At 71.6% G+C, this 23,031-nt stretch carries 17 protein-coding genes; 14 read left to right on the top strand and 3 right to left on the bottom strand.

Going from position 1 to position 23,031, the window contains the following annotated elements:
* Positions 1-180: 180 nt before the first annotated feature.
* From AMK21_RS15080 to AMK21_RS15035, 9 genes are all read left to right on the top strand, one after another.
* Positions 181-2,331, top strand: coding sequence for a putative bifunctional diguanylate cyclase/phosphodiesterase (locus AMK21_RS15080; RefSeq protein ID WP_073878105.1), 2,151 nt, complete (start codon positions 181-183; stop codon positions 2,329-2,331).
* Positions 2,332-2,445: 114 nt separating this feature from the next.
* Positions 2,446-2,742, top strand: a complete 297-nt coding sequence (gatC, locus tag AMK21_RS15075) for an Asp-tRNA(Asn)/Glu-tRNA(Gln) amidotransferase subunit GatC (protein WP_003966094.1) — start codon at positions 2,446-2,448, stop codon at positions 2,740-2,742.
* A gap of 5 nt (positions 2,743-2,747) precedes the next feature.
* Positions 2,748-4,250, top strand: coding sequence for an Asp-tRNA(Asn)/Glu-tRNA(Gln) amidotransferase subunit GatA (gene gatA / locus AMK21_RS15070; RefSeq protein ID WP_073878103.1), 1,503 nt, complete (start codon positions 2,748-2,750; stop codon positions 4,248-4,250).
* A 5-nt stretch (positions 4,251-4,255) separates the two neighbouring features.
* Positions 4,256-4,489, top strand: coding sequence for a hypothetical protein (locus AMK21_RS15065; protein ID WP_073878101.1), 234 nt, complete (start codon positions 4,256-4,258; stop codon positions 4,487-4,489).
* A gap of 16 nt (positions 4,490-4,505) precedes the next feature.
* Positions 4,506-6,014 (top strand): Asp-tRNA(Asn)/Glu-tRNA(Gln) amidotransferase subunit GatB, encoded by a 1,509-nt coding sequence (gene gatB, locus AMK21_RS15060; protein ID WP_073878099.1) that lies wholly within the window; start codon positions 4,506-4,508, stop codon positions 6,012-6,014.
* A 476-nt stretch (positions 6,015-6,490) separates the two neighbouring features.
* Entirely contained in the window at positions 6,491-8,602 is a 2,112-nt protein-coding gene (locus AMK21_RS15050) for a phosphocholine-specific phospholipase C (protein WP_073878096.1), read from the top strand.
* A 191-nt stretch (positions 8,603-8,793) separates the two neighbouring features.
* Positions 8,794-11,034: an MMPL family transporter gene (locus AMK21_RS15045; RefSeq protein WP_073878094.1), complete on the top strand. Its 2,241-nt coding sequence runs from the start codon at positions 8,794-8,796 to the stop codon at positions 11,032-11,034.
* Positions 11,012-11,692 carry a GNAT family N-acetyltransferase gene (locus AMK21_RS15040; protein ID WP_420712509.1) on the top strand — a complete coding sequence of 227 codons (681 nt, stop codon included), beginning with the start codon at positions 11,012-11,014 and terminating at the stop codon, positions 11,690-11,692. The genes AMK21_RS15045 and AMK21_RS15040 overlap by 23 nt, the downstream gene beginning before the upstream one ends.
* Positions 11,689-12,168, top strand: coding sequence for a hypothetical protein (locus AMK21_RS15035; RefSeq protein WP_234421949.1), 480 nt, complete (start codon positions 11,689-11,691; stop codon positions 12,166-12,168). The genes AMK21_RS15040 and AMK21_RS15035 overlap by 4 nt, the downstream gene beginning before the upstream one ends.
* Here AMK21_RS15035 and AMK21_RS15030 read toward each other — a convergent pair.
* The 3 genes from AMK21_RS15030 to AMK21_RS15020 all read right to left on the bottom strand — a co-directional run bounded on the left by AMK21_RS15030 (position 12,144) and on the right by AMK21_RS15020 (position 14,816).
* The gene (locus AMK21_RS15030) at positions 12,144-12,470 is read right to left on the bottom strand and encodes a DUF6191 domain-containing protein (RefSeq protein ID WP_073878092.1); all 327 of its coding nucleotides are present in this window, start codon (positions 12,468-12,470) and stop codon (positions 12,144-12,146) included. The genes AMK21_RS15035 and AMK21_RS15030 overlap by 25 nt on opposite strands.
* A 50-nt stretch (positions 12,471-12,520) precedes the next feature.
* Positions 12,521-13,729 (bottom strand): PQQ-dependent sugar dehydrogenase, encoded by a 1,209-nt coding sequence (locus AMK21_RS15025; protein WP_073878084.1) that lies wholly within the window; start codon positions 13,727-13,729, stop codon positions 12,521-12,523.
* 130 nt (positions 13,730-13,859) lie between these two features.
* On the bottom strand, positions 13,860-14,816 hold the full coding sequence (locus AMK21_RS15020; RefSeq protein ID WP_079181168.1) for an aldo/keto reductase: 957 nt from the start codon (positions 14,814-14,816) through the stop codon (positions 13,860-13,862).
* 164 nt (positions 14,817-14,980) lie between these two features.
* On the opposite strand from AMK21_RS15020, the gene AMK21_RS15015 reads away from it, so the two are divergent.
* From AMK21_RS15015 to ilvC, 5 genes are all read left to right on the top strand, one after another.
* A complete protein-coding gene (locus AMK21_RS15015; RefSeq protein ID WP_073878080.1) occupies positions 14,981-15,943 on the top strand; it encodes a 2-hydroxyacid dehydrogenase in 963 nt (320 codons plus the stop codon).
* Positions 15,944-16,267: 324 nt separating this feature from the next.
* Positions 16,268-19,090 carry a putative bifunctional diguanylate cyclase/phosphodiesterase gene (locus AMK21_RS15010; protein WP_073878078.1) on the top strand — a complete coding sequence of 941 codons (2,823 nt, stop codon included), beginning with the start codon at positions 16,268-16,270 and terminating at the stop codon, positions 19,088-19,090.
* A 232-nt stretch (positions 19,091-19,322) separates the two neighbouring features.
* Positions 19,323-21,179 carry an acetolactate synthase large subunit gene (locus AMK21_RS15005; RefSeq protein ID WP_073878076.1) on the top strand — a complete coding sequence of 619 codons (1,857 nt, stop codon included), beginning with the start codon at positions 19,323-19,325 and terminating at the stop codon, positions 21,177-21,179.
* 23 nt (positions 21,180-21,202) lie between these two features.
* A complete protein-coding gene (ilvN, locus tag AMK21_RS15000; RefSeq protein WP_006127785.1) occupies positions 21,203-21,730 on the top strand; it encodes an acetolactate synthase small subunit in 528 nt (175 codons plus the stop codon).
* Positions 21,731-21,839: 109 nt separating this feature from the next.
* On the top strand, positions 21,840-22,841 hold the full coding sequence (gene ilvC / locus AMK21_RS14995; protein ID WP_073878074.1) for a ketol-acid reductoisomerase: 1,002 nt from the start codon (positions 21,840-21,842) through the stop codon (positions 22,839-22,841).
* The last annotated feature ends 190 nt before the right edge of the window (positions 22,842-23,031 follow it).

Here is a 23,031-nt window from a genome sequence, read left to right as displayed (position 1 = left end):
GGTGACGGGTCGTCGGTTCGCCTTCGGCGAGAGCTGTAGAGCGCTGCCCCTGTAAGCCTTTCGCGGCCTACTGTTGAGGGGTAGCGCCTGCCGTGCACCGGCCGCCCGTCCGGGGCCGTGCGAGCAAGGGAGCGGGGGCCACCGAGGGACTTCGGCACCGCCGGCTGTGAGAGGGACGGAATGAAACCGACCGAGAGCGCCGCCCCGGTGTCGCGGCTGCATGGTTTCGTCGGCCTCACGTCCCCCGTGGGCGCCGCCGCCATCGGGATCGCCGCGTTAGTGCTGGCGACCGGTTTCTACCGGACCGTGCAGGACGGCCACGCCCTCTTCCCGGACGGCACCGTGGGCTGGTCGATCGCCGTGCTCACCGGGATCATCGTCGGCCACCTGGTCGCGCTCGGCCGCGACCGCTGGTGGGGCGGGACCGGCTCCGGAGCCGCCCTCACCCTGGCCGTGCTGCTGCTCTACGGCTGGCTGCCCGCGGGTCTGGTCAGCCTGGTCGTCGTGGTCCTCGTCGGGAGCGCCCGCAGACACCGCTGGTGGCAGGGGCTCCTGCACGGCGCGGTGGACATCCTCGGCATCGCGGCGGCGGCGCTCGTGCTGGCCGCCTTCGGCGAGGTGCCGACGGTGGAGAGGCCCTGGCTGCCACTCGACTGGGGCATCGCCGCCGTACCCGAACTGCTCCTGACGGCGTCGACGTATCTGCTCGTCACCCGGGTCCTGCTGTGGTACGCCGGGGCGCCCCAGAACGGCGGGCTGCCGACCATCGCCCGCACCGCCCTGCTGCGCCAGGGGCTCGTCGCCGTGGCCCTGCTCGGCCTCGCCCCGCTGATCTGCGTCGTCGCGATGTCCATGCCCGTCGTGCTGCCGCTCTTCGCGGTCCCGCTGATCGCCCTGGACTCCACGCTCTGGATCGCCCGCGCCCGCGCCGAGGAGCAGCTGCGCGACCCGCTGACCGGGCTGCCCAACCGCCAGTGGCTGCTGGAGCGGACCTGGTCGGCGCTGGAGGACGCCGAGAGCGTGGGCACCAGGTCGGCGCTGGTCCTGATCGACCTGGACCGCTTCCGCGCGGTCAACGACACCCTCGGCCACCTCGCCGGTGACCGGCTGCTGCTCCAGATAGCGGAACGCCTGCGCCTGGCCCTGCCGGCCGGGGCGGAGGCGGCCCGACTCGGCGGCGACGAGTTCGCCGTACTCCTGCCGCAGGCCGACTCGACCACCAGCGCCCAGCGGGTCGCCCGCCACCTGGTCGCCGAGCTGTCCTCACCGCTCGACCTGGACGGGCTGGTCCTCGTGCTGGAGGCCAGCGCGGGGGTGGCCGTCTACCCGGACCACGCGCTGGACGCCGAGGGGCTGCTGCGCCGCGCGGACGTCGCGATGTACCAGGCCAAGCGCGACCGGACGGGCGTGGAGGTCTACGAGTCGAAGCGGGACAGCAACACCCCCGACAGGCTCGGGCTCCTGGGCGATCTGCGCCGGGCGCTGGACGCGGGCGACGTCGAGCTGCACTACCAGCCCAAGGTCCGCTTCGACGGGCAGGTGGCCGGCCTGGAGGCGCTGGTGCGCTGGGTGCACCCGGAGCGCGGCCGGGTCCCCCCGGACGAGTTCATCGCCATCGCGGAGTCCTCGGGGCTGATGCCCCATCTCACCGAGTACGTCCTGGAGACGGCGCTGGCGCAGGTCGCCCGGTGGCGGGCCCAGGGCCTGTTCGTGCCGGTCGCGGTCAACGTCTCCCCGCGCGACGTGCACACCCCCGGCTTCGCGGGCGGGGTCGCCGCCCGCCTCGCCCGGCACGGCGTCCCGGCCTCGGCGCTCCAGCTGGAGATCACCGAGCATGTGCTGCTGGAGGACCCGCAGCGGGCCGCCGACACCCTGGCCGGGCTGACGGCGCACGGCGTGAAGATGTCGCTGGACGACTTCGGCACCGGCTACTCCTCCCTCGTCCACCTGCGCAGGCTGCCGGTGAGCGAGCTGAAGATCGACCGGTCCTTCGTGGCCCGGCTCGCCGTCGACCACGAGGACGCGGAGATCGTCCGCTGCACGATCGACCTGGCCCACTCGCTCGGCCTGGTCGTCGTCGCCGAGGGCGTCGAGGACGACGAGACCTGGGAACGGCTCCGGGACCTGCGGTGCGACGCGGTGCAGGGCTGGCTGGTGGCGGCCGCGATGCCGCCCCAGGAGACGACGGCCTGGCTATGGGCGCGCGGCCTCCACGGCTGGCGCCGCCCCGCGGAGCTGGAGGCCCAGGCGGCGGCCGCCGCGGCGAACGGCAAGCCGGACGCCGAGCAGCATCCCCAGGGACGTACGGTCTCGGGCCCGGCGACGACCTGAGGCACGGCCCCGGGCCGGGCAAAAGGGGTGGGCCGATCGGGGTGGGGTACCCGGCCCGGGCGGACCCCATAGGATTGGGGCCAAAACCACACACCAACCCCTGAGGATCGCTGCATGCCTGGCATCACGCGCGAGGAGGTCGCCCACCTCGCCCGGCTGGCGCGTCTGGAGCTGAAGGGCGAAGAGCTCGATCACTTCGCCGGTCAGCTCGACGACATCATCGGCGCGGTCGCCCGCGTCTCCGAGGTCGCCGACCAAGACGTACCGCCGACCTCCCACCCGCTGCCGCTGACCAACGTCATGCGCGCGGACGAGGTCCGTCCGTCGCTCACCCCCGCGCAGGCGCTCTCCGGCGCCCCGGCCCAGGAGCAGCAGCGTTTCAAGGTGCCGCAGATCCTGGGGGAGGACTAACCGCCATGACGGACAACAGCACCATCATCAAGCTCACCGCGGCCGAGATCGCCGCGAAGATCGCCTCCGGCGAGCTCACGGCGGTCGAGGTCACCGAGGCCCACCTGGCCCGGATCGACGCGGTCGACGAGAAGGTCCACGCCTTCCTGCACATCGACCGCGAGGGCGCCCTCGCCCAGGCCCGTGCCGTGGACGCCAAGCGCGAGGCGGGCGAGAAGCTCGGCCCGCTGGCCGGCGTCCCGCTCGCGCTGAAGGACATCTTCACCACCAAGGACATGCCGACCACCGTCGGTTCCAAGATCCTCGAGGGCTGGGTCCCGCCGTACGACGCCACGCTCACGCGGAAGCTGCGCGCCGCCGACGTCGTCATCCTCGGCAAGACCAACATGGACGAGTTCGCCATGGGGTCCTCCACCGAGAACAGCGCCTACGGCCCCACCGGCAACCCGTGGGACCTCACCCGCATCCCCGGTGGCTCCGGCGGCGGCTCCTCCGCCGCCCTCGCCTCCTACGAGGCCCCGCTCGCCATCGGCACGGACACCGGCGGCTCCATCCGCCAGCCCGCCGCCGTCACCGGCACGGTCGGCGTCAAGCCCACCTACGGCGGCGTCTCCCGCTACGGCATGGTCGCCTTCTCGTCCTCCCTCGACCAGGGCGGGCCCTGCGCCCGTACGGTCCTGGACGCGGCCCTGCTGCACGAGGCCATCGCCGGGCACGACCCGCTGGACTCGACCTCCATCGACGCCCCGGTCCCGCTGGTCGTCGAGGCCGCCCGCAACGGCTCCGTCCAGGGCATGCGCGTCGGTGTCGTCAAGCAGTTCCGCGGCGAGGGCTACCAGGCCGGTGTCCTCCAGCGCTTCGACGAGTCGGTCGAGCTGCTGAAGTCGCTCGGCGCGGACGTCGTCGAGCTGGACTGCCCGTCCTTCGACCTGGCGCTCTCCGCGTACTACCTGATCGCGCCCTCCGAGTGCTCCTCCAACCTGGCCCGCTTCGACGCCATGCGCTACGGCCTGCGGGTCGGTGACGACGGCACGAAGTCGGCCGAGGAGGTCACCGCGCTCACCCGCGAGGCCGGCTTCGGCGACGAGGTCAAGCGGCGCATCATCCTGGGCACGTACGCGCTCAGCTCCGGCTACTACGACGCGTACTACGGCTCGGCCCAGAAGGTCCGCACCCTCATCACCCAGGACTTCGAGAAGGCCTTCGAGCAGGTCGACGTGATCGTCTCCCCGACGACCCCGACCACCGCCTTCCCGATCGGCGAGCGCGCCGACGACCCGATGGCGATGTACCTCGCGGACCTGTGCACCATCCCCACCAACCTGGCAGGCAACTCGGCCATGTCGCTCCCCTGCGGCCTGGCCCCGGAGGACGGTCTGCCGGTCGGACTGCAGATCATCGCCCCCGCCATGAAGGACGACCGGCTCTACAAGGTCGGAGCCGCCGTCGAGGCCGCCTTCGTGGAAAAGTGGGGGCACCCGCTGCTCGAGGAGGCTCCGTCGCTGTGAGTGCCATGGCAAAGAAGGCCAGTAACTTCAAGAAGTCCAAGACCGGGCTCTACATCTCGCTCGGCAGTACCGCGTTCGGCGCGATCACCGTCGCCAAGCAGGCGAAGCTCGCCCGCAACGACCACGACGTGCTGCGCCTCGTCGATGCGGCCGTCTCCGCGGCCGCCATCGTCACCGGACTCGCGATCCTCTATCGCGAACTGAAGCGTCTCGGCGACGACGACGTCCTGCTGGGCTGAGAGGGAAAGTTTCACCGTGACTGTCACCGACCTGGTGTCGTACGAGGACGCGCTCGCGTCCTACGACCCCGTCATGGGCCTCGAAGTCCATGTCGAACTCGGAACGAAGACCAAGATGTTCTGCGGCTGCTCCACGGAGCTGAAGCAGGACGCCAACTCCCAGACCTGTCCGGTCTGCCTCGGGCTGCCCGGCGCGCTGCCGGTCGTCAACGAGATCGGTGTGGAATCGGCCATCAAGATCGGCCTCGCGCTCAACTGCGAGATCGCCGAGTGGTGCCGCTTCGCCCGGAAGAACTACTTCTATCCGGACATGCCGAAGAACTTCCAGACCTCCCAGTACGACGAGCCGATCGCCTTCGACGGCTATCTGGACGTCCAACTGGAGGACGGGGAGATCTTCCGGGTGCAGATCGAGCGCGCCCACATGGAGGAGGACACCGGCAAGTCGACGCATGTCGGCGGCGCCACCGGCCGTATCCACGGCGCGTCCCACTCCCTGCTCGACTACAACCGGGCCGGCATCCCGCTCATCGAGATCGTCACCAAGCCGATCGAGGGAGCCGGATCCCGCGCTCCCGAGGTCGCCAAGGCGTACGTCGCCGAGCTCCGCGAGCTGATCAAGGCCCTCGGCGTCTCCGAGGCGCGCATGGAGATGGGCCAGATGCGCTGCGACGTGAACCTGTCGCTGCGCCCGCACGGCCGCGAGGCGTTCGGTACGCGCTCCGAGACGAAGAACGTGAACTCGCTGCGTTCGGTCGAGCGCGCCGCGCGCTTCGAGATCCAGCGGCACGCCGCCGTGCTGTCCTCGGGCGGCACGATCGTGCAGGAGACCCGGCACTTCCACGAGGAGGACGGCTCCACCACGGCCGGCCGCATCAAGGACAACGCCGAGGACTACCGCTACTTCCCCGAGCCGGACCTGGTGCCCGTGGCACCCGCCCGCGACTGGGTCGAGGAGCTCCGCAAGGGCCTCCCCGAGCTGCCCCGGCTGCGGCGCGCCCGGCTCAAGGAGGAGTGGGGTGTCTCCGAGCACGACATGCAGTCCATCCTCAACGCGGGCGCGGTCGACCTGATCGTCGCCACGATCGAGGCGGGCGCCCCGTCGGACCAGGCACGCAAGTGGTGGATGGGCGAGCTGGCCCGTAACGCCAACGAGACCGGCCGCGGTCTGGACGAGCTGCCGATCACCCCGGAGCAGGTCGCCCGGGTGGCCGCGCTCGTCGCCAAGGGCGACCTCAACGACAAGCTGGCCCGCCAGGTCATCGAGGGTGTCCTCGCGGGCGAGGGCGACCCGGACACCGTCGTCGAGAAGCGCGGCCTGAAGGTCGTCTCGGACGAGGGCGCGCTGTCCACGGCCGTGGACGAGGCCATCGCGGCCAACGCGGCCATCGCGGACAAGATCCGCGGCGGCAAGGTCGCGGCGGCGGGCGCGCTCGTCGGCGCGGTCATGAAGGCCACCCGCGGCCAGGCGGACGCGGCGCGCGTGCGCGAGCTGATCCTGGAGAAGCTCGGCGTCGAGGGCTGATCCCGGCCGATCACGTCCTGAGGGGGCGGTGCACCCGTGTTCACGACGGGCGCACCGCCGCTTCAGCCGTGCGGCAGGGGCCGCGCAGGCGCCTGTGCCCGTACCCACGGTCACGGTCGCGCCCCGCGTCCGAAAGCCTGCCGGTCGAGCCCGCCCGGCGGCGCCCCCGCCCTGCCCCGCCCCGCCCCGCCCGAGAGCGTCTCCCGGTCCACCCCGCCCGACCCCGCCTGAGAGCACCCCCTGAACACCGTCACCGCCGAGCTCGTCTCCTTCGCTCTCCTCCTGGGCGTCCTCGCCTTCGCCGTCATACGCCCCCGGGGCCTGCCGGAGGCGGGCTCCCGGGGGGTTCCCGTACCGCCGGTTGGACTTCTCGTCCGACGTCTTGGACGTTCACCACCGGGCCGTGCGCAGTCCTTCCCGCCGCCACCTGACCTGACTAGCTTCCCGGCTGTGACCACCGAAATCGGGAGGCTCTTTTGACCACGGACATGTCACGGCGGCGGCTCTTCGCCCTCGGCGGGGGCGCGCTCGGCGCCGCCGCGGCCGGATCGTTCCTGCCGCCGTCGCTCCAGGCAGCCATCGCCGCGCAGCCCGCCCACGCGGGGTCCGGGGGCGGAGGGCTCGGAGCCATCAAGCACGTGGTGATCCTCATGCAGGAGAACCGTTCCTTCGATCACTACTTCGGCTCCCTGCGCGGCGTACGCGGCTTCGGCGACCGCAACGCCATCGAGCTGCCCACCGGCGGGAGCGTCTTCGAGCAGCCCGGCCCCTCCGGCGCCACCGTCCTGCCGTTCCCCGTGCGCGGGGCGGCCGAGGAGCAGAAGAAGGACCTCCAGTACATCGGCGCCCTCGACCACTCCTGGAACGGCGGCGCGAAGGCCTGGGGCGGCGGCTGGATGAACGGCTGGATCAGCGCGAAGACCGCGGCCACCATGGCGTATTACGACCGCCGGGACATCCCGCTCCACTACGAGCTGGCCGACACCTTCACGGTCTGCGACGCCTACCACTCCTCGATCCACACCTCCACCAGCCCCAACCGCAACCACCTCTGGAGCGGCAAGACCGGCTTCGAGCCGAACGGGAAGCGGGCCGTCGGCAACGACGCGTACAGCGAGGGCAGTCACCCGGGTTACGAGTGGTCCACCTACGCCGAGCGGCTGGAGAAGGCGGGGCGGAGCTGGCGGACGTACACGGAGTGGGAGAACTTCACCGACAACCAGATCGAGTTCTACGCCACCTTCAAGGCCATCGCCCGCAAGGCGCTGGCCAAGGCCGGCGGGCCCACGTACATGGAAGCCTTCTACGCCAAGGTCCGCGGCGCCTCCGAGGCCGAGCGCACCCGGCTGCTCGGGCTGCTGGAGGAGGGGGTCGCGACCCTCACCAAGCAGGAGCGGAGCCTGTTCGAGCGGGGGCTGCGCCGGGTTCCCACGGGCACCCTGGCCGACGAGTTCGCCAAGGACGTGGCGGCCGGGACGCTGCCGGAGGTCTCCTACCTGGTGCCCTCGGCGATCGACTCCGAGCATCCGAGCGTCTCCTCGCCGGTGCACAGCGCCACCATCGTCTACAAGATCCTGGACGCCCTGGGCCAGCACCCGGACGTCTGGCGCCACACCGCCGTGCTGATCAACTACGACGAGAACGACGGCTTCTTCGACCACGTACCGCCGCCCGTCGCACCCCCCGAGGTGACCGACGAGCAGTGGGAGGGCCGCCCGACCGGGCTCGGCATCCGGGTGCCGCTGCTCGTCGTCTCGCCGTGGACCGTCGGCGGGTACGTCTGCTCCGAGGTCTTCGACCACACCTCCGTGATCCGCTTCCTGGAGCGCTGGACCGGGGTGAAGGAGCCCAACATCGGCGACTGGCGGCGCCGCGTCACCGGCGACCTCACCTCCGCCTTCGACTTCACCCGGCCCCGGCGGCAGCCCGCCGTCCAGGTGCCCGGGGCGATCCCGCCGCTCAGCGGCCGCTGGCAGCCGAGGCCGCCGTCCGTCCAGCACCTCCCCGAGCAGGAGCCCGGCGCCCGCCCGGCGCGCCCGCTGCCCTACCAGCCGGACGCCCAGGCCAGGCGAGGAGCCGACGGCACGCTGCGGGTGGAGCTGGCGAACAGCGGCAGGTCCTCGGCGCACTTCACGCTCTATCCGTACGCCGGTGAGTTCGCGGCCCCGCTCCACAAGGACGTACGCGGTTCGGGGGACTGGACCGTCCCGCTGACGGGGGAGGCGTACCGCTTCACGGTCACCGGTCCGAACGGCTTCCGGCGCGAGTTCGCCGGGCCGGCCCAGGGTGGCGCCGAGGTCGCCACCCGCATCGACACCCGCGACCGCGATGTGCATCTCACCCTGCGTAACACCGGCCGCCGCCCGCTGACCTTCCTGGTCCGGCCGCTCGGCTATGTCGACGAGGACGACCTGCGGGACTGGACCCGCCGCGTCACCGTCAAGCCGGGCCGCAGCCGTACGGTCGTGCACTCGGCGGCCGACGCCCACGGTTGGTACGACCTCGCCGTCACGGCCGACGGGGAGGACGGCTTCCGGCGGCGGCTCATGGGGCACATCGAGAACGGCCGGGCGAGCGTCTCCGGCTGAGGCATCCGCCAGCCATGGTCAGGGGGCGGTCTGTCCCATGTAGGGAGTAGATCAACCCCTGTGACCATGGCCACGAAACGGACAAAGGATCATTTTCTGCTGAGAGAGTGACGGTCTCAGGTCATGTGACGTTTACGGCAGATCCATCCATCTGCGAGTAAAGGTCCACGAACCCGCAGGGAGCCCGTCCGTTGGCCGCCATCGCCCGCTGGTGCATCAAGCACCGTCTGCTCGCCGTCCTCATCTGGCTCGCCGCCCTCGGCGGCACCGCCGCCGCGGCGGGGTTCGCGGGTTCCGCGTACTCCAACGACTACGAGGTGCCCGGTACGGAGTCCGGCCGGGCGACCGAGCTCCTCTCGCGCGGCTTCACCGACCTCGGCGGCGACACCGACACCGTCGCCTGGCACACCACCGGCTCCACGGTCCGGGCCGCCGACGTCGAACAGACGATGACCCGCACCCTCAACGCGATCGACGCCCTGCCCGGCGTCGGCGCGGTCACCGGCCCGTACGGCGCCGAGGGCACCGGCCAGATCAGCGAGGACGGCCGCACCGCCTACGCCACGGTCACCTTCGACCGCCCCGCCGACGAGATCCCGGTCTCCCAGGCCCAGGCTGTCGTCGACACCGCGAAGGCCGCCGAGGCCGACGGGCTCCAGGTCGAACTGGGCGGTACCGCCGTCGCCCTCACCGAGGCGCCCTCCGCCCATATCGCCGAGGCGATCGGCGTGGTCGTCGCGGCCGTGGTCCTCTTCCTCGCCTTCGGCTCGCTCGCCGCCAGCCTGCTGCCCATCGCCACCGCCCTGGTCTCCGTCGGCACCGCCTACGCGGGCATAGTCCTGCTCGGCCATGTGATGACCGTGGCGGACTTCGCCCCGATGCTCGGCATGCTCATCGGGCTCGGCGTCGGCATCGACTACGCGCTGTTCATCGTCACCCGGCACCGCAGAGGACTCCGGCGCGGGATGTCGGTCGACGAGGCGGCCCAGAACGCCGTCACCACCACCGGACGCGCGGTCGTCTTCGCCGGGGCCACCGTCTGTATCGCCCTGCTCGGCATGCTGATCCTGCGGCTCAGCTTCCTCAACGGCGTCGCCATCGCCGCCTCGCTCACCGTCGTCCTCACGGTGGCCGCGTCCGTCACCCTGCTGCCCGCCCTGCTCTCCCGCATCGGGATGCGGGCGCTCAGCCGCCGCGAACGCCGGCAGCTCGCCGAACACGGCCCCCGCCCCGAGCTGCCCACCGGCTTCGCCGCCCGCTGGTCCGCCTTCGTGGAGCGCCACCCCAAGCTGCTCGGCGGAATCGCGGCCGTCGTCATGGTCGTCCTCGCCCTGCCCGCGCTCGACCTCCACCTCGGCACCTCCGACCAGGGCAACAACCCGGCCACCGCCACCACCCGGCAGGCGTACGACCTGATCGCCGACGGCTTCGGCCCCGGCGTCAACGGTCCCCTCACCATCGCCGCCCAGCTCGACGGGGCCGACGACCGGCTCGCCCTGGACTCACTGCCCGAGCAGCTGCGTACCACCGAAGGCGTCGCCTCTGTCAGCCCGGTCACGTACAACAGCAGCGGCGACACCGCCTTCCTCACCGTCGTCCCCACCTCGGCGCCCCAGTCGCAGGAGACCAGCGAGCTGGTCGACCGCATCCGGGAGGACGTGCTGCCGCCGGTGAAGGACACGAGCTCGCTGGAGACGTACGTCGGCGGGGTGACGGCGAGCTACGACGACTTCGCCGAGATCATCGTCGGCAAGCTGCCCCTCTTCGTCGGGGTCGTCATCGGCCTCGGCTGCCTGCTCCTCCTGCTCGCCTTCCGCTCCATCGGTATCCCGGTCAAGGCCGCGGTCATGAACGTGGCCGCCGTCGCCTCCTCCTTCGGCGTCGTCGTCGCCGTCTTCCAGTGGGGCTGGGGGAGTGAGCTGCTGGGCCTCGGCAGCGCCGGGCCCATCGAACCCTTCCTCCCCGTGATCATGGTCTCGGTCCTCTTCGGCCTCTCCATGGACTACCAGGTCTTCCTGGTCGGCCGGATGTACGAGGAGTGGCTGGAGACCGGCGACAACCGGCGCTCCGTCCGGGTCGGCCTCGCCGAGACCAGCCGGGTGATCAACTCCGCCGCCGTGATCATGATCTCCGTCTTCCTCGCCTTCGTGCTCAGCGGCGACCGGGTGATCGCCATGTTCGGCATCGCGCTCGCCACCGCCGTCGCCCTGGACGCCTTCGTCCTGCGCACCCTCCTGGTGCCCGCCCTGATGCACATGCTCGGCGGCGCCAACTGGTGGCTGCCGGGCTGGCTGGACCGCCGACTGCCCCGGATCAGCATCGAACCGCCCGACTGTGCGGTGGGTCATGCGAAGATCCCGGGGGCGCGCGTCACGGAGGAGGGCGTCGCGTCGGCAGAGGAGGAGCACGATGTTCGCCATATCCCTGGGTGACGGCCCGGGAGAGGACCGGGGAGAGCACCGCGCGGAGCTGCGCCCGCTGGAGGTCTGGCAGGCCGAGGAGTTCCTCACCCACATGGACCGGGCCCGCGAGCTGGTCGACCCGTGGATCCCGTTCGCCGCCGCCGCCACCGACCTGGACTCGGCGCGCGCCCTGCTCCAGCGGTACGCGGACAAGCAGGCGGCGGACACCGGACGCCTCTACGGCATCTGGCTGGACGGCACCCTCGTCGGCGGGGTCCTGTTCCGGATCTTCGACGCGCAGTCGGGCAACTGCGAGATCGGCGTCTGGCTGGAGCCCGCGGCCCAGGGCCGGGGCCTGATCACCCGCGCCGCCGAGCGGCTGATCGACTGGGCGGTGTACGAGCGCGGCATGCACCGCGTCGAGTGGGACGCCTCCGCCGCCAACACCCGCTCCATCGCGGTGGCCAAACGGCTCGGCATGACCCGCGACGGGGTGCTGCGGCAGAACTACCTCTACCGGGGCGTACGCCACGACTCGGAGATCTGGTCCGTGCTGGCCCCGGAATGGCGGGCCCGCACCGGCGGGGAGCACCGGAGTCAAAAGGCTTCTCACCCGGGACGTCACGAGGGGTCTCCCCCCGGGCGTCAAGAGGGTTCTCATCCGGGACCTCTAGCGTGCGGCACATGAACACCACCCCCTCCAGGACGACCGACCTCTCCAAGACGGCCACGCCCGCCGACGACCCCGAGCAAAGCACCACCGACGCCGTCGTGACGGAGGACACCACCGCGACCGCCGCACCGGCGGAGGACACCGACGATGCCGAGGACGACGACCTGGAGCCCGACCCCTTCACCGAGGCCTGCCACGGCGTCGGCGCGGGCGCCACGGCCGTCGTCTCCGCCGCCCTCGGCATCGTCGCCCTCACCGGCGCCTGGTCCGGCCGGGTCGCCGCCGAGCGTGAGACCCTGATGGGCCAGATCCAGACCGCCGGCGGCTCCAGTGCGGCCCAGCAGATCTCCGAGGTCTACGGGGACGCCTGGCACACCACGGGCCAAGCTCGGCGTGTCCACCCGCGGCGAGGCGGCGGCCCTGGCCCACCGCCTGCGCCTCTACCCGACTCCGTGAACCTCGCTCATCAGCGCTCGGGTGGCCCGTCGTGACCGTCGTCCCCGTCGCCCCGTGCCTCCCGACCGCCCACCGGCTCCGTGACCAGGCGGGTGCGCGGGGCGAGCACGGCGTCCTGCTCCAGCGGCGCCTCCCGCACGTGGCGCGGGGCCGGCTCGCCGCCACCGTCGGGCTCCGCCTCCGGCGCCCGGACCGTCACCTTGCCGGAGGTGAGGTCTATCGGGCCGCGGCCCGGATCGCCGGCGGCGACGTCCACCCGGCTCAGCTCCAGCCTCTTCTGCTCGTCGGCGCCGTGCTTGCGCCCCGGGGCGAAGAGCTCCTCGAAGAAATTGAACACGGTCGTGCTCCCTCCGAACATGGTGCGCGGGTGGTGCCAGGGGTGTCCGCCTACCCCACTTCGACCAGCAGGATCCTGTCGTCCCCGGGCTTCGGCTCGCCCCGGCCGTCCGTGTTGCTGGTGACCAGCCAGAGCCGGTCGCCGCCCGCGCTCACCACGGTGCGCAGCCGGCCGTGCTTCTCGTCCAGGAACGACTGGGGGTCGGCCAATGGTTCCGCGTCCGCGTCACCGGAGAGCGGGATGCGCCAGAGCCGCTCGCCCCGCAGCCCCGCCATCCAGATCGAGCCCTCCGCGTACGCGATACCGCTGGGCGAGGCCTCGGAGGTCTTCCACTGGGCGACCGGGTCGATGAACCCGTCCTCGCCCTCCCGCCCCTCCACCTCGGGCCACCCGTAGTTGCCGCCGGGCTCGATCAGATTGAGCTCGTCCCAGGTGTTCTGGCCGAACTCGGCCGCCCACAGCCGCTTCTGCGCGTCCCAGGCGAGCCCCTGGACATTGCGGTGGCCGTACGAATACACCACCGAGTCCGCCTCCGGGTTGCCGTGCACCGGCTCCCCGTCCGGGGTCATCCGCAGGATCTTGCCCGCCAGCGACTCCTTGTCCTGCGCGAGCCCGGTGTCCCCGGTCTCGCCGGTGCCCGCGTACAGCATCCTGTCCGGACCGAACGCGATCCGGCCGCCGTTGTGGATGTTCCCCTTGGGGATGCCGCGCAGGATGGTGTCCGGCGCGCCGAGCTGCTGCCCGGCCGGGCGCTTCTCGTCGTAACTCATCCGTACGATGCGGTTGTCGGAGGTGGTGGTGAAGTACGCGTACACCCACCCGTCCGCGGCGAACGTCGAGGGGACCGCGAGCCCCAGCAGACCACCCTCGCCCGCCGGGGAGACCCCGGGCACCGAGCCCAGCAGCGTCTGCTTCCCGCTCTCGCCGTCGACGCGGTGGATCGTCCCCTCGTCGCGCGAGGCGACCAGCAGGTCACCGCCCGGCAGCGCGGTCAGCCCCCAGGGCGACTTCAGCCCTTCGGTCAGTATGGAGACGATCTTCGCCGAGCCCTTGGCGGGCGGCAGGTCGGCCGACGCGCCCGGCGACGGGGAGCCGGAGCTCCGCGAGGCGGTCGGCGAGGCGGCGCCCGTACCGGACGTGCCTTCCTTCCCGCCCGCGGAGCACGCGGCGGACAGGACCAGCGAGGCCGTCGCCAGCGCGGCCACCACCCCCCTGCGCACCGCGGGGGACTGTACTGATCCGAACACAGCACCGCGCACTGGACCGATCCTTTCGACGGCTGCCTGAATCCTCTGCCTGTACTGCCTGCTACTTGTTCTTACCTCGCGGCCCCGCCCGAAGTTCCCGGTGCGGCCCATTCTCCCGCCACCTCCCGCCGGGCGCGCGGCCTCAGTCCCACGACCCGCGCGCCCGGGGCAGCCCGGCGATCTCCGCCAGGTCGGCCTCGTCCAGCTCCACCTCCGCGGCCCGCGCGTTCTCCACCGCCCACCGCTCCTGCTTCGCCCCCGGCACCGCCACCACGTGCGGCCCCTGCCGCAGCACCCACGCCAGCGCCACCTGGGCCACGCTCGCCCCGCGCCGCTCCGCGATCCGCCGCAGACCGGCCACCACCGGCTGGTTCGCCGCCATCATCTCGGCCGTGAACCGGGGGTGCCGGGCCCGCAGGTCCTCGGGCTCGAACCCCTGGCCCGGCTTCAGCGTCCCGGTCAGATAGCCGCTGCCCAGCGGCATCGCGGCGAGTACCCCGACCCCGCGCGCCGCACACCAGGGCAGCAGCTCCTCCAGCGCCTCCGGTGACCACACCGACAGCTCCGCCTCGACGGCGCTGACCGGGAAGACCTGCTGGATCCGCTCCAGTTGCCGGATCGTTCCCGCATGCGGCCCGGCGCCCGACCGGCGCGGGGCGCGCGCCCCCACCGCGCACAGCCCCAGCGAACGCACCTTGCCCGCGGTCACCAGCTCCGCCATCGCGCCCCACGTCTCCTCCACCGGCACCTCCGGGTCGGCCCGGTGCAACTGGTAGAGGTCGATCACGTCGGTCTGGAGCCTTCGCAGCGAGGCGTCGCAGGCCCGTCGTACGTAACCGGGGCGGCCGTTGGCGACGATGTGCTGATCGCCCACCAGGAGCCCGCACTTGGTGGAGAGGAACGCCTCGGAGCGGCGCCCCTTCAGTGCTCGCCCCACCAGGAGCTCATTGGTGAACGGCCCGTACATGTCCGCGGTGTCGAGCAGCCGGACACCGGCGTCGAGTGCCGCGTGCACCGTGCGCACCGAACGGTCACCTCGCTGCTGCGACGCGCTGTAACCCCAGCTCATCGGCATACAGCCCAGACCGACCGCGCCCACGGCGCGCCCCGACGCCCCGATAGTCCTGCGCTCCAACTCCCCGAACCCTCCCTCGTTCCCGCGGTCACGGGGCCGTACCGCACCCCAAAGTAACCTCTGGCCCGGTCGCGACTTCGATCAGCCGTCATGGAGCACTCGCACACCCGTCGCATAGCCTCCTGACCATGACTGAGACGACCGCCGGCGCGACGCGTGCCGATGTATGGCTGCCCTTTCCGGCCGAGGAGATCGACGGCCTCCCCGAGGGCCTCGACTACCTCTTCTGGGACGGGGGCCCGGAGTACCCCGGCGACCCCGCGGACTGCGTGTACTACGTCGTCCCCTACCTGAAGGGTTCAGAGGTCGCCATCCGGCCGATGGGCGCCATGAGCGCCGTCCAGGTCGTGCAGACGCTCTCCGCGGGCATCGACCACGTGGAGCCCGGGCTCGGCCTGCTGCACGCCGGCGTACGCCTCTGCAACGCCAAGGGGGTGCACGAGGCGTCCACGGCGGAGCTGACCCTCGCCCTGATCCTGGCATCCCTGCGCGACATCCCCGGGTTCGTCCACGGCCAGGTCAACGAGGAGTGGCGGTCCGGCTTCTTCCCGGCGCTCGCCGACAAGTCCGTCCTCATCGTCGGGTACGGCTCCATCGGCGCGGCCATCGAGGACCGGCTCGCGCCCTTCGAGTGCGCGCGGGTCGCGCGCGTCGCGCGCTCCGCCCGGACCACCGAGCGCGGCCCCGTACACACGCTCGACGACCTCCCGGCCCTGCTGCCCGAGGCCGACGTCGTCGTGCTCTCCACCCCGCTGAACCCCTCCACACGAGGGCTCGTGGACGCCGACTTCCTCGCCGCGATGCCGGACGGGGCCCTCCTCGTCAACGTCGCCCGGGGCGGAGTCGTGGACACCAAGGCCCTGCTGGCCGAGCTGGAATCAGGACGGCTGCGGGCGGCACTCGACGTCACCGACCCGGAACCGCTGCCGGCCGGCCATCCTCTCTGGCATGCTCCGAATGTCTTGATCACGCCTCATGTGGGCGGCAGCACCTCGGCGTTCGAACCGCGCGCCAAGCGGCTGCTGGCCACGCAGCTCACCCGGTTCGCCGCGGGGGAGCCGCTCATCAACGTCGTCAGCACCACGGGCTGATGGCCCGGGGCGGTCACGCCGAGGCGTGATCCGCGTGCGCACAGTGCCGCCCACCTCGTGCTTCGTCACGGAGCGTAGAGAAACTATGGCCCTGAGTGACGAATCTGGTGTATCGTCCGGACCGGAGGGGCGCGCCGCGGCAGGGGCGGCGCGGGGGGAGCATCGGAACGCGAGGGGGCGACGGGCGATGTGCTGGCCATGGAGAGATGATCCGAGGTGGCCGAGCCGGCTGCGGCGGCCATCGCCGCTGCCCGGACAAGGCGCCCGCGAGTGGCCGGATTTCACTCCGGGCCGGCGCCCGGGGCCGGGACGGGGAGCGATCCGGTGAGCGTCCTGGGGGCCTGGCTCTCGCCGCGTTCCGCCGCCGCGGGCTCCACGGGGCTGCGGGCCCGGATCCTGCTCGGCGCCATCTGCGCCGGATACTCGGTCGGAGCGGCCGTCGGCTGGGGCTCGCCGCAACTGGCCCGCTTCATGGGGGACTTCGGCCTCGCCGCGGCGGCGCTGGTCGCCGCCGTCTCCTGCTTCCTCTACGCCCGGGTGAGCGCCGGGCGGCTGCGGCCCGCCTGGCTGCTCTTCTCGCTCTCCTCCCTCATGGCGGCCTGCGGCAACGCCGTCTGGGGGTGGTACGAGGTGGTGCTCGGCGTCCCCGTGCCCACCCCGTCGGCGGCCGACGCCTTCTTCCTCTGCTTCGCGCCGCCCGCCATCGTGGGACTGCTCGTGCTCGCCAAGCGCCCCGTCACCCGGGCCGGCTGGGTCTGTCTGGCCCTGGACGCCTGGCTGATCGGCGGCTCCCTGCTGACCCTCGCCTGGAGCCTCGCCCTCGCGCACGCCGCGCACATGGCGGGCGTCCAGGAGGCCAGTGTGGGCCCGGCTGCGCTCTCGCTGGCCTATCCGCTGCTGGACATCGTGCTCGTCTCCATGGTGCTCGCGCTGCACTTCCGCCGCTCGGGGGGCAACCGCTCCGCGGTCAACACCGCGATCGCCGCCCTGGCGCTGACCGTCCTGTGCGACGCGGTGTTCACCTCACCGCTGCTGCGCTCCACCTACCACTCGGGCCAGCTGCTCGACGCCGGCTGGTTCGCCGGTTCGCTGCTCCTGGCCTACGCCCCCTGGGGGGCGGGGCGCCGGGTTCCCTGCAGTGGCCGCCCCGGGCCGCCGCGCACCACCAGCCGCCCGATCGCCGGGTCGCTGGCCGCGCTGACCCCGTATCTCGCCGCGGCGGTCTGCACCCTGGGCATCCTGTACACCGTGGTCGAGGGCCGCCGGGTGGACCGGGTCGTCGTCCTCACCGGCTGCACGGTCGTCCTCGCCCTGGTCGTCCGGCAGGGGATCATGCTCCTCGACAACATCTCCCTCACCCAGGAGCTGGCCCAGAAGGAGAACCACTTCCGCTCCCTGGTGCAGGGCTCCAGCGACGTCATCATGATCGCCGCCCCCAGCGGCACCCTGCGGTACGTCAGCCCCGCGGCCGCCGGGGTCTACGGGCGCGACGCCGAGGATCTCGTCGGCTCCGAGCTCTCCTCGATCATCCACCCCGACGACCTCGGTCGCGTCGTCCACGAGGTGCGGCGCTTCCTGGCCGCCCCGCCCCACGAGGAGCCCGCCACCCGCATCGAGTGCCGCTTCCGCTCCGGCACCGGCGACTGGCTCCATGCCGAGTCCACCGTCAACCGGCACCAGGGCGGGCTCCTCCTCAACAGCCGGGACGTCACCGAACGGGTCAGGCTCCAGGCACAGTTGCAGCACAACGCCGAGCACGACCCACTCACCGACCTGCCGAACCGCGCCCTGTTCACCTCCCGGGTCCGCCAGGCGCTCACCGGCCGCCGGGCCGGCGACTTGGGCACCGCCGTGCTCTTCATCGACCTCGACGGCTTCAAGGCGGTCAACGACACCATCGGCCACCAGGCGGGCGACGAGCTGCTCATCCAGGCCGCCCGCCGCCTCCAGGAGTCCGTCCGGGCCGGTGACACCGCGGCCCGCCTCGGCGGCGACGAGTTCGCCGCGCTCATCACGGGCGACGGCACCCGCGACCAGGGAGCCCGGGAGTACCAGGTCCACGAGATCGCCGACCGGCTCCGCCTCACCCTCTCCCAGCCCTACCGGATCGGCCCCAGCGAGGTCCGGGTGGCCGCCTCCATCGGCGTCGCCTTCGCCGAGCCCGGGATCACCCCCACCGACCTCATGCGCAACGCGGACCTCGCGATGTACCGCGCCAAGGCCGGCGGCAAGGACCGGGTCGAGCTGTACGCCCCGCAGATGCAGGCCGACGTCGTACGCCGCTCCGAGCTGGCCACCCGGCTGCGCACCGCCCTGCGTGAGGGCGAGTTCGCCCTGCTGCACCAGCCGGTCGTCCACCTCGCCAGCGGCTCCGTCGCCGCCGTGGCCGCGCAGGCCCGCTGGCGCTCCGCCCAGGGCATCCTCTTCACCCCCGCCGAGTTCCTCCGGGTCACCGGCGACGACGACCGCACCGCCGAGCTCGGCCGCTGGCTCCTGGAGGAGGCCGTGAGACAGGCCGCCGACCGGGCCAGGGCCGGACACCCCGTCGCCGTCTCCGTACGCCTCTCCGCCACCCGGTTGCTCGACAAGGCCCTGCCCTTCGGCTCCGTCGAGGCGCTGCTGACCCGCCACGGGCTGCCGTCGGGGGCGCTGATGATCGAGCTGGCCGACAGCGACCCCCGGGTCTCCTTCGACGAGCTGGAGCGGCGTCTGGTGGCCCTGCGGCGCCTCGGCGTCCGGATCGCCCTCGACGGCTTCGGCAGCGGATTCGCCGCGATCAACGCGCTGCGCCGCCTCCCCATCGACGTGCTGAAACTCGACCGGAACCTGGTCGAGGGGGTGGTGGAATCGGCCAGACTGCACAAGATCACCAGTGGGCTGCTCCGGATCGCCTGCGACCTCGGCCTCCAGTCCGTCGCCGACGGGGTCGACGTCCCCGAGCAGGTCCTCGCGCTCCGCGCCATGGGGTGCACCCACGGCCGGGGGATGGCCTTCTCCGGCCCGCTGGACGAGTACCGGCTGCGACGCGCCCTGGTGCGCGGCCAGTTCCCCGTGCCGGGCGTCCCCGGCCCCCGTACGGTGATGGCGGGAGGCTCGCTCCCACTGCTCACCGGATCACATGCTGAGACGCCCGTCCCACCCACTTGACACGTCATGCGTGCCGGAGAGAGGGTCAATGCCATGCGCACCCGAATTCTCGTACTTGGAAAGCGCGTCGGCTGAAGCAGAGTCACTCCACGACACTCTGCGGACCGCACCCGGCGCGCTCCCCTCGCTTGCCTCACGGCACGAGGGGTTTTTTGTTGCACTGACACCTCTCAAATCGCTGCAAAACATCCGCGAAAAACCACCCGCGAAAACCCTCAGCTTCGAGAAGAGAATGCCGATGACCGAGCAGGCCACCGGGGCCCACCACCCGCAGCCGCGCGCCCGTAACGGCGGACAGCCGTCCGTCACCGTTGAGCACGTCACGGGCGCGCAGTCCCTCATCCGTTCTCTCGAGGAAGTCGGCGCCGACACGGTATTCGGCATTCCCGGCGGCGCGATCCTCCCCGCCTACGACCCGATGATGGACTCCACCCGGGTCCGCCACGTCCTGGTCCGCCACGAGCAGGGCGCCGGCCACGCCGCCACCGGATACGCGCAGGCCACCGGCAAGGTCGGCGTCTGCATGGCCACCTCCGGCCCCGGCGCCACCAACCTGGTCACCCCGATCGCCGACGCGCACATGGACTCCGTGCCGCTCGTCGCGATCACCGGACAGGTCGCCTCCAAGGCCATCGGTACCGACGCCTTCCAGGAAGCCGACATCTGCGGCATCACGATGCCGATCACCAAGCACAACTTCCTGGTCACCAAGGCCGAGGACATCCCGCACACCATCGCCGAGGCCTTCCACATCGCCTCCACCGGCCGCCCGGGCCCCGTCCTCGTCGACATCGCCAAGGACGCCCTCCAGGCGCAGACCACCTTCAGCTGGCCGCCCACCCAGGACCTGCCCGGCTACCGGCCCGTCACCAAGCCGCACGCCAAGCAGATCCGCGAGGCGGCCAAGCTGATCACCCAGTCCAAGCGCCCCGTGCTCTACGTCGGCGGCGGCGTCCTCAAGGCCGGTGCCACCGCCGAGCTGAAGGTCCTCGCGGAGCTGACCGGAGCGCCCGTCACCACCACCCTGATGGCGCTCGGCGCCTTCCCCGACAGCCACCCGCTGCACGTGGGAATGCCGGGCATGCACGGTGCGGTCACCGCCGTCACCGCGCTGCAGAAGGCCGACCTGATCGTCGCCCTCGGAGCCCGCTTCGACGACCGCGTCACCGGCAAGCTGGACAGCTTCGCCCCGTACGCCAAGATCGTCCACGCCGACATCGACCCGGCCGAGATCGGCAAGAACCGCACCGCCGACGTGCCCATCGTGGGCGACGCCCGCGAGGTCCTGGCCGACCTGGTCCAGGCCGTCCAGGCCGAGCACACGGACGGCAACACCGGCGACTACACCGCATGGTGGAAGGACCTCAACCGCTGGCGCGACACCTATCCTCTCGGCTACGACCTGCCCGAGGACGGCAGCCTCTCCCCGCAGCAGGTCATCCAGCGCATCGGCAAGCTCGCCCCCGAGGGCACGATCTTCGCGGCGGGCGTCGGCCAGCACCAGATGTGGGCCTCCCACTTCATCGACTACGAGCAGCCCGCCACCTGGCTCAACAGCGGCGGCGCCGGAACGATGGGGTACGCGGTCCCCGCCGCCATGGGCGCCAAGGCCGGCATGCCCGACCGCACGGTCTGGGCGATCGACGGTGACGGCTGCTTCCAGATGACCAACCAGGAACTGACCACCTGCGCGCTCAACAACATCCCGATCAAGGTCGCCATCATCAACAACGGCGCCCTCGGGATGGTCCGCCAGTGGCAGACCCTCTTCTACAACCAGCGGTACTCCAACACCGTGCTGCACTCCGGCACGGACACCGACGGTGCCCCGGCCAAGGGCACCCGCGTCCCGGACTTCGTCAAGCTGTCCGAGGCCATGGGCTGCTACGCCATCCGCTGTGAGGACCCGGCCGACCTGGACAAGGTCATCGAAGAGGCCAACTCCGTCAACGACCGCCCCGTCGTGATCGACTTCATCGTCCACGAGGACGCCATGGTCTGGCCGATGGTCGCCGCCGGCACCTCCAACGACGAGGTCCAGGCCGCACGCGGCGTCCGCCCCGACTTCGGCGACAACGAAGACGACTGAGAGACAGAGAGAGAACGACTCCCATGTCCGAAAAGCACACGCTCTCCGTCCTGGTCGAGAACAAGCCCGGTGTCCTCGCCCGGATCACCGCCCTGTTCTCCCGACGCGGCTTCAACATCGACTCGCTCGCGGTCGGTACCACCGAGCACCCCGACATCTCCCGCATCACCATCGTCGTGAATGTCGAGGGCCTGCCCCTGGAGCAGGTGACCAAGCAGCTCAACAAGCTGGTCAACGTCCTGAAGATCGTCGAACTCGAGCCGTCCGCTGCGATCCAGCGGGAGCTCGTCCTGGTGAAGGTCCGCGCCGACAGCGAGACCCGCTCCCAGATCGTCGAGATCGTCCAGCTGTTCCGCGCCAAGACCGTCGACGTCTCCCCGGAGGCCGTCACGATCGAGGCGACCGGAGGGGCCGACAAGCTGGAGGCGATGCTCAAGATGCTGGAGCAGTACGGCATCAAGGAGCTCGTCCAGTCCGGCACCATCGCCATAGGGCGTGGCGCGCGCTCGATCACCGACCGCTCCCTGCGCGCCCTCGACCGCTCCGCCTGACCGGCAGCGGGGCGGCGCCCGCGCCGCTCGCATGGCGAGACCCGATCACGTACACGACGCCCCCGCCGTACGGTGGGACGCAACACCTGCACACCAAGGAGAAGACCCAGTGGCCGAGCTGTTCTACGACGACGATGCCGACCTGTCCATCATCCAGGGCCGCAAGGTCGCGGTTCTCGGTTACGGCAGCCAGGGCCACGCCCACGCGCTGTCGCTCCGTGACTCCGGCGTCGACGTCCGCGTCGGTCTGCACGAGGGCTCGAAGTCCAAGGCCAAGGCCGAGGAGCAGGGCCTGCGCGTGGTGACCCCGTCCGAGGCCGCCGCCGAGGCCGACGTCATCATGATCCTCGTCCCGGACCCGATCCAGGCCCAGGTCTACGAGGAGTCCGTCAAGGACAACCTCAAGGACGGCGACGCGCTGTTCTTCGGTCACGGCCTGAACATCCGGTTCGGCTTCATCAAGCCGCCGGCAGGCGTCGACGTCTGCATGGTCGCCCCGAAGGGCCCCGGCCACCTGGTCCGCCGCCAGTACGAGGAGGGCCGCGGCGTCCCGTGCATCGTGGCCGTCGAGCAGGACGCCTCGGGCAAGGGCCTGGAGCTGGCCCTGTCGTACGCCAAGGGCATCGGCGGCACGCGGGCCGGTGTCATCAAGACCACCTTCACCGAGGAGACCGAGACCGACCTCTTCGGTGAGCAGGCCGTCCTCTGCGGGGGCACCGCCGCCCTGGTCAAGGCCGGTTTCGAGACGCTGACCGAGGCGGGCTACCAGCCCGAGATCGCGTACTTCGAGTGCCTGCACGAGCTGAAGCTCATCGTCGACCTCATGTACGAGGGCGGCCTGGAGAAGATGCGCTGGTCCATCTCGGAGACCGCCGAGTGGGGCGACTACGTCACCGGCCCGCGGATCATCACCGACGCCACCAAGGCCGAGATGAAGAAGGTCCTCACCGAGATCCAGGACGGCACCTTCGCCAACGCCTGGATGGCCGAGTACCACAACGGTCTGCCCAAGTACAACGAGTACAAGAAGGCCGACAGCGACCACCTGCTGGAGACCACCGGCCGTGAGCTGCGCAAGCTCATGAGCTGGGTGAACGACGAAGAGGCCTAGGCCTCGGGGGAGCGGGGCGGGTCCGACGGGCCCGCCCCGCTCCGTATCACCCCGCCTCGCACCCCCGTGTCACTGCGGAGACCGGGTGCGAGCCGGTCGCGGAAGCCGTGGTTCCGTACGGGTGTACACCACGTCCACCCTCGTGCGGGTGATCCTTCCACCGGGGCGCAGTAGAGGGCCCTCCGCACCA

Source organism: Streptomyces sp. CB00316 (assembly GCF_001905595.1).
Taxonomy (GTDB): Bacteria; Actinomycetota; Actinomycetes; order Streptomycetales; family Streptomycetaceae; genus Streptomyces.
This window is presented reverse-complemented; position numbering and strand designations above follow the sequence as displayed.

Excerpts from the sequence above, each read along its gene's own strand:
- gatA (WP_073878103.1), top strand. The coding sequence starts at position 2,748 with ATGACGGACAACAGCACCATCATCAAGCTCACCGCGGCCGAGATCGCC.
- AMK21_RS15065 (WP_073878101.1), top strand. The coding sequence starts at position 4,256 with ATGGCAAAGAAGGCCAGTAACTTCAAGAAGTCCAAGACCGGGCTCTAC.
- AMK21_RS15080 (WP_073878105.1), top strand. The coding sequence starts at position 181 with ATGAAACCGACCGAGAGCGCCGCCCCGGTGTCGCGGCTGCATGGTTTC.
- AMK21_RS15005 (WP_073878076.1), top strand. The coding sequence starts at position 19,323 with ATGCCGATGACCGAGCAGGCCACCGGGGCCCACCACCCGCAGCCGCGC.
- AMK21_RS15040 (WP_420712509.1), top strand. The coding sequence starts at position 11,012 with ATGTTCGCCATATCCCTGGGTGACGGCCCGGGAGAGGACCGGGGAGAG.
- AMK21_RS15015 (WP_073878080.1), top strand. The coding sequence starts at position 14,981 with ATGACTGAGACGACCGCCGGCGCGACGCGTGCCGATGTATGGCTGCCC.
- ilvN (WP_006127785.1), top strand. The coding sequence starts at position 21,203 with ATGTCCGAAAAGCACACGCTCTCCGTCCTGGTCGAGAACAAGCCCGGT.
- gatC (WP_003966094.1), top strand. The coding sequence starts at position 2,446 with ATGCCTGGCATCACGCGCGAGGAGGTCGCCCACCTCGCCCGGCTGGCG.
- AMK21_RS15035 (WP_234421949.1), top strand. The coding sequence starts at position 11,689 with ATGAACACCACCCCCTCCAGGACGACCGACCTCTCCAAGACGGCCACG.